Below are 12038 nucleotides of genomic sequence, written 5' to 3' on the forward strand. Positions count from 1 at the left end.
CGTGTTCTGTTGAGGGTGCTTCCTCCTGTAATTGCTCCAGATACAGCAGCATCAGTTTTTTCCGGTCTGGTCTACAGTCTTGCAATGCCTCGTAGACGCTTGGCCATTGACGATGGAATAATGGATTGAGCGAAAATTCCGCCAAACAGGCTGCATTCCTGGTCGTCATCACTGCATCCATGAGCTCGAATGTGGCATCCTTGGCTTTGACCAATAACTCGTATGCTGCTTGACGAAAGTCCTTTAATCGTTCACTGTTCATTTAGGGAGTGGATAGGTTTTATTTTTCACCCTTATTCTCTCGCGGCGCGGTGGCTCTAGTTCTTCTGAAAGCCACCGTTCTCATCTTTATTTAGTCTAAACTACAGTTTCTAATTTTAGTATCATTTTTTTGCGCTTTTGGCGAAATATAAGAAATTTGAATTTACAGATATTTCCCAATATATTCCTTCCGCAATATCTGAAATGATTTTCCCTAAATTAGACACTAAAATTCCGGCAACATGATTAGACCTCTTGCGAAAGTTTCAGGCGAGCGCTAATTTATCTTCAAAGAAAGTTCATAATTATAAATACCAGCAATCAAATTAAATCTTAATCCGAAGCGTCTTCTTCGATTCCGATATCTTGATGAAAGGGGTGCATCTCACTTTTGCAGATACATCAAGTAGAAAGTTGACCATTGAGATAAGCACAGCGAAGAGAAAGGATAGAGGAAACACTCTCTATATTCCACTGCGCTCCCGATAATTTCACCCAAGCGTCCAATCCGTTTAATCGTTGATTCTACTGTTCCAGAACCGATAGAACTTAAAGATTCTTCTTTATAGTATCGGTAGTTAACTATTGGGTTGCGATGGAACTCTAAATAATTGCAAAAGGTTTTAAATCCTTTTCTTTTCAACTCTTTAAATAAATTGATAACTTCATTAACTAGACCCGACCATAACAGGCTTTCGGCTTGTTTTAATCGTTTCAATGAACCCCCGGCTTTGTACAAATTTTCTTTCAGATGATACCAATCTAAGATTTCTTGTCTTTGCTCAGTCACTCCAATTTCTTGAAACAAGTTCCAAATTCCGGGATGACCATCCCTTATCCAATATATAGGATGTAGCAATCTTTGGGTATTACTCCAATCAATTAAATCTTGATTATTTTGAAAGAATGCTCCGCAATAAACATTATCTAAATACACGGCTTTATAATCTTTCCAATAACATGGCTCACCCTTGTTTTCGTTGCGTAGCCTGACTTTACCTCCCTCTAAGGTAATTTCTTGGACTCCTTGTTTAGATGTAGGCAATTCAAATTCTTGGCTCTGAACTAATCTCTGTAAGGTACTATGAGAAACTGGGATTCCTGTGAATGTTTCTAAATCTTTTTCTCCTTTTTGATAAGACTCGTTGGCGCTGATTATCAGAGCGCACTTTTCCATCATTGGACTGAGTTGACTATAAGGTTTTAGCCCGAAATATTTCGCCTGATTGTCTGTAATATTCAGCAACCCGACTAATGATTTTATGGTTCGCTGTCTTCCTGTTTTAATTCCTGATACTTTTGAAAAAAAAACCTACCTAGTTCGGATCCAACTTCTTTTAACATTTTTTGACGTAGAGAATTTTCGATACTTTCAAAATTTGAAAGTTCGGTTGAATCTGTATTTCTGTAAAGAATTTCTGCTACCCCTTTTAAGTGTGCTTTTAGGCGTTGTTGCTCTTCGGGTGTCATTTTTTTTACCTCATCTTTTTTCACAGTTTTACTAGCTTTTTCATTTTAGCCCTTTTTCATATATTTGCAAAAGTGAGATGCACCCGTTTAAATTCTTTGGGGGTTAACTTTTGTAATTCTTCGTAGTTCATATTATTAAGCTAATTTTTTATTTTATTTTACCTAGAAAGAGCGCACTTTCGCAAGAGGTCTTAAATCTCTAGTCGCCTTGAGTTTTCCTATTTCTTGTTCTAGCTCTAAAATTCGGGAGTTTAGTTTAATTGTGGCGAGCGCATGCTCGACAATGATTTCCACCAGTTGTTCCGGAGCCAACTGTATCAGGATTTCACGGTCTAGTTCAAGAGGCAGGTTTTTTTCCATAATTGTGATTTTCCGCCAAGAATGTCACACTTGTCAATACCCTCTGACCTGAATCCTTACGAAAAAATATCGCAGACGGAGTACATTTGGTGTTGGATTAGATGGAGAAAAGTGGGTTAATTATCTAGAACAATATTCTTTGGAGGTGGAACAGTTAATGAAGTTAACTCCTTCTAAACGCCGCTTTTATCAACAAGGTATGTGGGCTGCAACCCTTATACAGTCTATTTCGTAGACCTCTTTGTTACCCCCCAAAAACAAGCTACAAAACTCTATCTCGAAAAATATCCATTATTAGAGCCCCGACTTCTTTAAGAAGCCGGGGCTCTAGCTACTCTTACAAATTGCAACTCATATCCCCAGATAATTGACTGAAACGCGCATTTTCCCGATAGTCTACCGGACAATCAATGACGCAAGGGACATCTTGAGCAAGGGCTTCTTTCAGAATCGGAATTAAATCCGTGGCAGATTCCACTCGATAGCCTTTTAAACCCATACTTTCGGCAAATTTCACAAAATCGGGATTGCCAAATTTGACGAAATCTGAATGACCAAAATAATCTTGCTGCTTCCATTCAATTAACCCGTAACCGCCGTCATTAAATATCAGCGTCACAAAATTAGTACCGACTCGCAAAGCAGTTTCTAACTCTTGACAATTCATCATAAAACCGCCGTCGCCGGTGGCTGCTATTACTTTGCGATCGGGATAAACGAGTTTTGCAGCTACTGCACCCGGAATTGCAATTCCCATCGCCGCAAATCCGTTGGAAATCAAACAGGTATTCGGGCGATCGCAATGATAGTGCCGCGCGATCCACATTTTGTGAGCTCCGACATCAGATATAAGAATATCTTCCGGGCCCAAGACTTGCCGCAAGTCGTAAATGAGTTTTTGTGGCTTGATCGGGAAACCATCGTCGGCTGCATATTGTTCGTACCCAGCGCGAATATCCGCCCGCAATTGCTTAGCAAAAGGGTCTACTTTCTCCATGCGATCGGCACGCTGCAAAATTTCATTGAGGGAATCAGAAATATCCCCCACAACTTCTATAAGAGGAATATAACTGCTGTCAATTTCTGCAGGCAGAGATCCAATGTGAATAATCGGAATTTTTCCTTCGGGATTCCACTTCTTCGGGGAATATTCAATCAAATCGTAGCCAACAGCAATCACTAAATCAGTTTCTTCAAAAGCACAGCTAATATAATCCCGTTTTTGCAATCCCGTCGTCCACAGTGCCAAAGGATGAGTGTAAGGAATTACACCTTTGCCCATGAAAGTATTAGCTACGGGAATATTCAATCGAGTAGCAAATTGTGTCAAAGCATCGCTGGCGCTAGCGCGGATCGCGCCGTTTCCTACTAAAAGCAGAGGACTTTTTGCTTTGGAAATTGCCACAGCGGCTTTATTCAAGCTTTGGTAAGCGCCAAAAGTTTTTTCGCGGTTGTCTTTGGTGAGCGGCTCTCCTTCTGCAGGCATTGCTGCGATGTTTTCAGGTAAGTCAATGTGAACTGCTCCCGGCTTTTCACTTTGAGCTACTTTAAAGGCTTTGCGGACAATTTCTGCCGTCGTGCTGGGGCGAACAATTTGAGCATTCCATTTAGTAACTGGCGCAAACATGGCGACCAAATCTAAATATTGGTGCGATTCTATGTGCATTCTGTCTGTGCCGACTTGTCCGGTAATTGCTATTAAAGGAGCGCCGTCTAAGTTGGCGTCAGCAACTCCTGTCATTAAGTTAGTTGCGCCAGGGCCCAAGGTGGACAAGCAAACGCCGGCTTTGCCTGTGAGACGACCGTAAACGTCTGCCATGAAAGCGGCGCCTTGTTCGTGGCGAGTAGTAATAAATTTAATTGAAGAGTTTCTCAGGGCTTCTAAAATTTCTAAATTTTCTTCTCCGGGAAGTCCGAAGACGTATTCGACGCCTTCATTTTCTAAACATTTTACCAATAGTTGAGCTGTGTTCATTTCCGTTTTTCTCCTCGGTTAATGGGGGTTGTGAATCTTTTTCAACCGATCGCAAAAATACTAAATGGGACTTTTTAACCCCAGGTAAAAGCAGATAAACGCAGACTTATGTAGATTTGTGCGATCGGTTGATAGAGTGGGAGCTTATTTCACCCAAACTGTTTTTATGTTAACAAATTCGTGCATTCCTTGGATGCTCAACTCGCGTCCGTAACCGGAGCGTTTGATGCCGCCGAAGGGCAATCTCGGGTCGGATTTTACTAAACCGTTGATGAATACCGCGCCTGCGTCTAGTTCGGAAATAAAGCGATCGCTCTCTGAGTTTACTGTAGTCCAAGCTGACGCACCCAACCCAAAAGATGTGCTATTTGCCAGTTCGATCGCTTCATCGATGCCTGCAACTCGGAATACTAAAGCTACGGGCCCGAAAAATTCTTCTTGACGGGCAGAGGCATTCGACGGAATGTCTGCCAGAATAGTTGGCAAGTAGAAATTGCCGGCATTCTCTGACAATGGGCTGCCACCTGTCAGAATTTTTGCTCCCGATTGGATGCAAGTTTGCACTTGATTGTCCAAGTCTTTGAGGATTGCGGGAGTAGCTAAAGGGCCGATATCGGTTTCTGGCAACATCGGATCGCCTACTTTTAATTGCTTGAATTTTTCGACAAATCCTTTGATGAATTCGTCGGCAATCTCTTCTGCTAAAATAAAGCGTTTGGCGGCGATGCAAGATTGACCGTTATTGAGCATCCGGGATGTCACAGCAGTTGATAAAGCTGCTGCTAAATCGGCGCTGGACATCACAATAAATGGGTCGCTTCCTCCCAATTCCAGCACTACTTTTTTCAAATTTTTGCCCGCATTTGCTGCCAAACTTTCACCCGCTGGTTCGCTACCGGTGAGAGTTGCTGCTTTTATACGATCGTCCGCAACGATATCGGCTACTTTGTCGGCGCCCACTAACAAAGTTTGAAAAACGCCTTCGGGAAAGCCAGCAAGCGTAAAAATTTCTTCGATTTTCAAAGCGCACTGAGGCACGTTGGAAGCGTGTTTGAGCAAGCCGACATTGCCCGCCATCAGTGCGGGCGCCGCAAACCGAAAAACTTGCCAAAATGGGAAATTCCACGGCATAACGGCTAAAATAGGGCCGAGGGGTTGGTAGCGGACAAAGCTGCTGCTAGCGTCAGTGGTTGCGGGTACGTCTGCCATAAATTGAGCGGCATTTTTGGCGTAATACCGACAAACTAAGGCGCATTTTTCCACTTCGCCGATCGCAGATTTGAGCGTTTTACCCATTTCCAGGGTCATCATTTCAGCATAAATTTCGCGATCGCGCTCCAAGATGTCTGCAGCTTTCTGCATCCACAGAGCTCTCTGCTCAAACGGCAGTTGGCGGTATTTCTTAAAAGCTTGCTGTGCTAATTCCAGCTTAGCTTCTATTACCTCATCCGCAAGTGGCTCGAAAGTTTTCAGCGTTTCTCCCGTTGCCGGGTTGATAGTAGCAATAGCCATTGTTTCATCTCCTGTGTGAAAAACACAAAACTCCCTTCTAGTTTTCAAGCTAGGCGGGGAGTTGTATCAAGGTATTACAAAAATGGGATTTACAGCCACGTTTTCAGGTCTTGTCAATTTGCAAGTGCCGCGATTTTTTTTAAATTGCTAGATTTTAATTATAGTGCAGATTATCGAGCGCAAATCTTAAGAAAATTCCACTCTTAAACTGATGTTTGGCGAGAAAAACCTTGGCAGAAGGGCGATCGGAGCTTGCTGCTGCAATCGGCCTCACCTGACACGCATCAAGCACATCGAGTCTGCAAGCCCTCCGAAAATATTGTTCTGTTCGGCTACACAATAAGGGAGCGATCGCAAAGAGCGCGATCGAATATTTTGCAGGCGACATACGATCGATTACTGTCTTAGAAGGACGCGGAGGGCGGTTGAGCGCCAATTTAAATTACCAGAACTGGTTGCAGAAGTCATCAAACTACTAGCAGCAGGAAAAGTGGCAACAGACCCTTGGATGGGATTGTTTGCTAAGCGGTCTGAGCTAATTTATGAGATACTGGCAGAAGCTTTGAGAAATCCGGCCGCACCTCACCAATGTCTTGACCATCGTATTCTAGATCGGGGATCTTGGTAGCGAGAGGTTGCTGCTTGGGAAGAACAGCAAAATTGAGAATAAATATGAAAAGTCGAATTTTAGTTCTAGCTGCTTTAGTCGCCTCCCTTGGGTTAGCGCTACCCAGCAAGGCCACCAGCATCAACGAACAAAGCAACGAACAGAGTGTAGAAACAAAGCTGTTAGCTCAGTCGAGTTGGGTTTCAGTTAAACCTGGAGAGTATTTTCAATTCGAGATGCCGGGGACACCCCAAGACTCGGCACCGGGACAGCCTAGAGTTAGACAGCGCAAATTCGAGTGGAAAGATAGCAATTCTCTTTTTCGAGTTACTTATATAGATTACGGCGTCGGTGGCATTCCCCAGAATAATTTCGATCGAGAGGTGTCCAACATTCTACAGTCATTGAACAAAACTTACTTATTAGATCGGGGACAAAATATGCCGCTGGACGGATACCCCGGACGAGAATTCCGGGAGGCTTCACCAAAAGGAGTTTTCGTTCTCAGGTTGTACGCTAAGACAAACGTACTTTATATACTTAGGGCTGAATCTAGCGAGGAGAATGCGAATCGGTTTGTCAATTCATTCAAGTATTGTATGTGGAGTCATTGCGGTAACGTGCCTTAACTCAATTTGTACCCCTTTCTTTCCTTAAGCGAGCCGTATTGAGGTGCGTCTCTTGCGGATGTAAGCGATCGCTACTTCAAGCGAATCAATGTACTACTCTCCTCTGGGAATCGCCTGCCGTTCCGAGCGGAGAGACTCATTTTATTTCAATGCTATTTTAGCTATTTCCTGGCCGATCGCTGGTGCTACTTTTAAGGCTAATGATCCTAATTATATCATAATAATTTTAAATATTTCTGCTCGATCGTAAACTCTTCCATTTAATACCGTTTACTTTTGTATTTGAATGATTAAAACCGCAGAGACGCAGAGAACGCATAGGAAGAAAAGAGAGGGATTTGATATAACTACCAAAGATTCGGGTAGCCAACCCGAAGGTCAACTACCCGAATCTAATGCTATTCCTCTCCCTCAAACAGACTTTTCCTGAACGTAATCCTGCACGTAAGACTGATAGTAATACCTGCTGCCTTTATCGTTATTCGCCACCATTCCCAACAGCGGAATACCCGCCATTTTCAAATCTTCAAAAGCCAACAACAGCGCCTCCCGCTCAGTTTGATGCAGCCCTACTACCAGCATCAATCCGTTAGTGTGAGCCGCCAACAAATTCGCATCCGCCAAACCTAAAAGCGGCGCAGTATCGTAAATAACTAAGTCAAAATGACTTGACAAAGCTGCCATTAAATGCTGCATTTTTTTGGAAGAAAGCACCTTTGTGGGATCGAAAGGAACCGGGCCGGAAGTTAACACAAACAAATTTTCATCGCGGGGCGATCGCACAATCACCTGTTGCACATCCACATCATCCGCGATCACATTGTGCAAGCCTTGCCAATTCGGTAAACCCAGCATTTCGTGTACCTGCGGGCGCCGTAAATCCCCATCCACTAACAGCACTTGCTGCCCCATTGCAGCCGCCGCCCGCGCCAGATTTACTGCTACCGTAGACTTGCCGTCACCTACTTGACAAGAAGTAATTACGCAAGAATTAATCGGAGTATCAACGTTTAGTAAGCGAATATTAGCATTGAGCGATCGAAAAGCTTCTTGAAAAGCATCCGTCGGCATCGGCGAAATTGCCACATCCACCGGGCTTGTCTCAGCAGGAGGAAGTCTCAAAATTTTATCGCTAGCAGGAATTACCCCCAACAAAGGCAGGCGAATCGACTGTTTAACATCCTCTGGAGTTTGGAACACCGTTTTATTTTTAAACCGTTCCGCCAACTGCGCCGCCAGCATACCAAACAGCAAACCAGTCAATCCCCCCAAAGCCAAATTCAAAGGCATAATCGGAGCAACAGCCCTCAACTCGCCATTTTTGTAACGCGGAATTTCCGGCTTAGCAATAACTTCCCAAGCCACCTCTTTTTTGCCCACAGCTTCAAGCTGCAAAGCTTGCTGTTTTGCCAGCAAACCATTCAGCGTATTGTTAGTCAAATCCAACTCGCGCTGCAAATCGGAATAGCGCCGCAAAATCACCGGGAATTTTTGAGAGTATTGGTTCAACTGCTTAGCAGCTTGTTCCAAAACTTGATTCCGCACACCCAGCACCTGAATTAAATTAGCAGTACCGACAAACTGCTCGATTAACTTAATCCGCACCGGATCTTGAAAAGCCAGCACTTGTGAACTTACCTTAGCTAAATCAGTTCCCAGAACTTGTTGGGCTTCTTTCTTCAACAAAGGAATCAGGTTTTTGCGCTGTTCTCGCAACAATTGCATTTGCGGAGTTTCGTCTGTAAACGTAGCCGAGTTAATCGCAATTTGTCCTTCTAATTGTTGCAATTGAGTCAGCATCCCTTGATAGCGCGGAGCTTGACTCAGAGCCGATGCCATCAGCGCTTGCTGCTGGTTCAGTCCGAGCTGATTTTGCAAATTAGAATAGAGCAATCTCTGCTGGTTTAACTGCGTTTGCGCGTCCAATTTTTGCGCTTGCAGTTGGCTGATTTGCTGCGAAAGCTGTTGCGTTTGAATTTGCGGATCGATGAAATTGTACTGCTGCCGCAATTTTTGAATTTCTGTTTGCAGAGCTTGTTGGCGCTTTTGCTGGTTGGGAATTTGCGATTTCACAAAATCCAAAGTCTGACTAATTTGAGTTGTGGTATCTTGCACGCTGTAGTTGCGGTAGCCTAGTGCAACTTTTTCCAAAACAAACTGAATTTTTTTTGGGTCATAATCCCGATATCTAACTTCGATAATCTTGGTATTTTTGAAGCGATTAATTGACAACCTAGTTTCCTGAAAAAACGGCCAATTATCTGCTTTTTGGTTCAAGAGGTAGTTGTAATTTATTTCGGGATACTTAGCCTGCAACTGTTTAATAATCGGCGACATTACTTGCGGACTTTGCAAAACTTGAATTTGGGATTCGTAGTCAAAATCGCCCTTTTCTTGCGTCGCCGGGGCCGCTGGTTGCAGTTTCAGCTCACCGGAGTAGATTTTGGCTAAAGTATTTTGCGTAACCGCTGGCTCTACTAATAATTGAAAGCGCCCTTCGTACTCGCTTTTTTGATTTAGTGTCCAGGCGAAAACTCCCGTAGTCACTGCCGCTGCTACACCGATGACTAAGATTGATCGACTGCGGCAAACTTCCCAAAAACTTAACTCTTCTGCCTCGGTTTTGTTTCTTCCTAAAAATTGATCTTCTTCATAAAGCCCAGAAGACATTTTTTGCAGATCAGCGGTTTTTTTATGATTAAACAGTGCTATTTGAGATTGTTTCCCTAGTTTCATTGGATTTCTACAACTTATTAGTTTAAACGTCTGTATTGGTGGCGAGTTTTCAGGAAATCGGTTGATTCCTCGATATTTCATTACCAAACCGCAATTTTTTTATAAAGCGGGTTTCTGAGGTATTAATGCTAGTCTCTTCAAATCACCGAAAAATATCGAATAACCTAAATATTCCTAACAGCGGGCTGAGAGGAGCGAGAGTTCCGCCTACATTATCAGAGAACGTAGCGCGGCCCGATCGCCTTACCATAATTACATCATTATTTTGCAGTTTGGGATTAGTTGATTCATTGGCAGTTGCAGAAAAATCAACCTTAACAGTTAGCTGCGAAACGGTGCCGTTAGGATTGAGGCGAATTAAATTCACCGAATCCATTTCTGCCCGCGCTTTATTAAAACCTCCCGCTGCTACCAGCGCTTGATTTAAAGTAGTGTTTGGCAGCACCGCAATCGCTCCCGGTTTCACGACTTCTCCCACAATGTTCACCTTAATCGTATCAGGTGAAAAATTAGAATTAGCAACTTGTTCGTCTTGGGTTGCATCGAGGTTTTCGGCTTTAGGAACAATTACCGTATCTCCCTGTTGCAGCGCTAAATCTTGGGATACATCTCCCCCTTCCAAAAGTTGCCACAAATTCACATTAATAATTTGTTCTGTACCCGCCCGCGTCAGGCGGCGAACTTGTATTTGTCTGATATCAGCTACAGGCGTAATGCCGCCCGCCATTTTAATTGCCCTCGTTACAGTTTGCTGCAAAACATTTTCCCCGCTGTTGGTTTCGCTGGCAGCAAACAAACCAGAATTTTCACCCATTTCATTCTCTTGTACCCTACTTTGAGTCTCTTTTGCCAAAGTATAAGTACCGGGGCGAGTTACTTCGCCCACCACAGCAATATTAATTGGTTGAGTGCTTTGCCCGGTAATGTTAGCTACTGCTAAAGTCGGTGCTTCTTGGCGGTTGAGGCTAGTTACAGTGGGAATAAATATAGTATCGCCGTCGCGCAAAGTCATATCGGCCCGCAAATCGCCGTTTTGCAATAATTCCCACAAATCCACACTAATAATTTGTTCCGGTGCGTTGCGCTGGGGGCGGCGGATTTTGATTTGCCGCACGTCTGCTGACTGGGTAATTCCACCGGCCATTCGCAGAGCCCGCGATATCGTTGGCATTTGAGTTCCCATTTGCTCTGCTGTGCCTCCGGGGCCTGCTGCTGAGGATATTGTATAGGCTCCGGGGCGGTTGATTTCGCCCGCGATCGCAATTTGCAAAGGACGCGGCGCCAGCAGTTTCAGGGTAATCCAAGGACGTTTAAGGTATTTGCCGTATTTGTCTTTAACAGCATTAGAAGCTTGTTCTAGGGTCATTCCGTACACCGAAACGCTGCCAATTAAAGGCAAACTCAGGGAACCGTCTGCCTGTACTTGGTGTTGACCGTTGGGGCCGCTGTATTCCGGGACATTGAAGATGTCCATTTGAATACGATCGCCCGCGCCTAAAGTGTAAACTTCCGATCGTACACTTGAAGGTTCACTTGCCGGAAATCCCGGAAATCCAGGCGTTGCGGGTACTTGTACAGGAACAGGAGAAACCGCATCAGCAGGAGGAGGAGGAGGAGGAGGAGGCATAAACTGGGCCGCCGCAGGAGATGAACCCACCGCCGCGAGCACTGACACTGTTAAAAATTTGACCGTGAAACCTTTGACAGTATTGAATTTTGAATAATAGTTTTTGCTCGCCATCGCCTTTTGCCCCTATCCGCTTCCTACCCCGCCACCATCAAATGTAACCCAACTCTTCTAACTTGCTCAGAACTTTTTTAACACTCTCTTCCACACTTTCTCGCTCTGTGTAACAAATAATCTCAGGATTGAGCGGTTCTTCATAAGGATCGTCAATTCCCGTAAAACCCTTAATTTCTCCGGCTCTGGCCTTAGCGTACAGCCCCTTGACATCGCGAACTTCGCACACTTCTAATGGCGCTGTGACATATACTTCCACAAAATTTGGCTCCATTGCTCTAATTTCGTCGCGAATTGCTCTGTAGGGGCTAATAGCTGCCGTAATTGCCACAACTCCATTGCGACTCAGTAAGTTGGCGACAAATCCAATCCGCCGAATATTAGTATCTCGGTCTTCTTGGCTAAATCCCAAACCTTTTGACAAGTTGGTGCGAACGACATCTCCATCCAATATTTCAACTTTGCAACCTCTTGCCTTCAATTCAGGTTCGAGAGCTTTGGTGATAGTTGTCTTGCCGGAACCGCTGAGCCCGGTGAACCACAAAATAAAACCTTTTTCCATTTTCAGCCGTTAATTAGTAACTAGGAAATTATTAAGACGTAAAACTTTATAGATGCTGTTCCCTTTTTTCTATTATCGTTATTCGCGGTGTCATATTGCCAATATTGGCGCGCCAAAAGTGAGAAATTAAAATTTGCGATCGCTCCTGCGGTCATTTAGTAACAAAATTGTGTGAGCGCTGCATA

9 protein-coding genes and 2 pseudogenes are annotated in these 12038 nt (G+C 44.1%); 2 read left to right on the forward strand and 9 right to left on the reverse strand.

All coding sequences use genetic code 11. The annotated features are described in order from the left end of the window. From QUA24_RS10065 to QUA24_RS10090, 6 genes and pseudogenes are all read right to left on the reverse strand, one after another. A partial coding sequence (locus tag QUA24_RS10065) for a hypothetical protein (protein ID WP_333229290.1) occupies positions 1 to 262 on the reverse strand: 262 nt, incomplete at its 3' end. Positions 263 to 538: 276 nt separating this feature from the next. Continuing rightward, positions 539 to 637 (reverse strand): annotated as a pseudogene (locus tag QUA24_RS10070) (IS5/IS1182 family transposase); the annotation flags it as partial. 26 nt (positions 638 to 663) lie between these two features. Next, a pseudogene (locus QUA24_RS10075) lies at positions 664 to 1731 on the reverse strand (ISKra4 family transposase). Positions 1732 to 1893: 162 nt separating this feature from the next. Further along, complete coding sequence (locus QUA24_RS10080; RefSeq protein ID WP_333229292.1) at positions 1894 to 2091, reverse strand: hypothetical protein; 198 nt, start codon at positions 2089 to 2091, stop codon at positions 1894 to 1896. Positions 2092 to 2428: 337 nt separating this feature from the next. Further along, entirely contained in the window at positions 2429 to 4066 is a 1638-nt protein-coding gene (locus QUA24_RS10085) for an acetolactate synthase large subunit (RefSeq protein ID WP_333229294.1), read from the reverse strand. A 144-nt stretch (positions 4067 to 4210) separates the two neighbouring features. Next, a complete protein-coding gene (locus QUA24_RS10090; RefSeq protein WP_333229296.1) occupies positions 4211 to 5578 on the reverse strand; it encodes an NAD-dependent succinate-semialdehyde dehydrogenase in 1368 nt (455 codons plus the stop codon). 672 nt (positions 5579 to 6250) lie between these two features. Here QUA24_RS10090 and QUA24_RS10095 point away from each other — a divergent pair. Continuing rightward, a complete protein-coding gene (locus QUA24_RS10095) occupies positions 6251 to 6814 on the forward strand; it encodes a hypothetical protein (protein WP_333229298.1) in 564 nt (187 codons plus the stop codon). Between the two features lie 88 nt (positions 6815 to 6902). Further along, complete coding sequence (locus QUA24_RS10100) at positions 6903 to 7064, forward strand: hypothetical protein (RefSeq protein ID WP_333229300.1); 162 nt, start codon at positions 6903 to 6905, stop codon at positions 7062 to 7064. A 161-nt stretch (positions 7065 to 7225) separates the two neighbouring features. Here the strand turns inward: QUA24_RS10100 and QUA24_RS10105 are convergent, their stop codons facing one another. The 3 genes from QUA24_RS10105 to cysC all read right to left on the reverse strand — a co-directional run bounded on the left by QUA24_RS10105 (position 7226) and on the right by cysC (position 11853). Beyond that, the gene (locus QUA24_RS10105) at positions 7226 to 9484 is read right to left on the reverse strand and encodes a polysaccharide biosynthesis tyrosine autokinase (protein WP_333229302.1); all 2259 of its coding nucleotides are present in this window, start codon (positions 9482 to 9484) and stop codon (positions 7226 to 7228) included. A gap of 208 nt (positions 9485 to 9692) precedes the next feature. Beyond that, positions 9693 to 11291: an SLBB domain-containing protein gene (locus tag QUA24_RS10110; protein WP_333229304.1), complete on the reverse strand. Its 1599-nt coding sequence runs from the start codon at positions 11289 to 11291 to the stop codon at positions 9693 to 9695. Between the two features lie 37 nt (positions 11292 to 11328). Then, positions 11329 to 11853 carry an adenylyl-sulfate kinase gene (gene cysC / locus QUA24_RS10115; RefSeq protein WP_333210465.1) on the reverse strand — a complete coding sequence of 175 codons (525 nt, stop codon included), beginning with the start codon at positions 11851 to 11853 and terminating at the stop codon, positions 11329 to 11331. Positions 11854 to 12038 lie beyond the last annotated feature (185 nt).

The organism is Microcoleus sp. Pol12B5 (assembly GCF_036701335.1).
Classification (GTDB): Bacteria; Cyanobacteriota; Cyanobacteriia; order Cyanobacteriales; family Microcoleaceae; genus Microcoleus.

Excerpts from the sequence above, each read along its gene's own strand:
- cysC (WP_333210465.1), bottom strand. The coding sequence starts at position 11,853 with ATGGAAAAAGGTTTTATTTTGTGGTTCACCGGGCTCAGCGGTTCCGGC.
- QUA24_RS10105 (WP_333229302.1), bottom strand. The coding sequence starts at position 9,484 with ATGTCTTCTGGGCTTTATGAAGAAGATCAATTTTTAGGAAGAAACAAA.
- QUA24_RS10100 (WP_333229300.1), top strand. The coding sequence starts at position 6,903 with ATGTACTACTCTCCTCTGGGAATCGCCTGCCGTTCCGAGCGGAGAGAC.
- QUA24_RS10110 (WP_333229304.1), bottom strand. The coding sequence starts at position 11,291 with ATGGCGAGCAAAAACTATTATTCAAAATTCAATACTGTCAAAGGTTTC.
- QUA24_RS10095 (WP_333229298.1), top strand. The coding sequence starts at position 6,251 with ATGAAAAGTCGAATTTTAGTTCTAGCTGCTTTAGTCGCCTCCCTTGGG.
- QUA24_RS10085 (WP_333229294.1), bottom strand. The coding sequence starts at position 4,066 with ATGAACACAGCTCAACTATTGGTAAAATGTTTAGAAAATGAAGGCGTC.
- QUA24_RS10090 (WP_333229296.1), bottom strand. The coding sequence starts at position 5,578 with ATGGCTATTGCTACTATCAACCCGGCAACGGGAGAAACGCTGAAAACT.
- QUA24_RS10080 (WP_333229292.1), bottom strand. The coding sequence starts at position 2,091 with ATGGAAAAAAACCTGCCTCTTGAACTAGACCGTGAAATCCTGATACAG.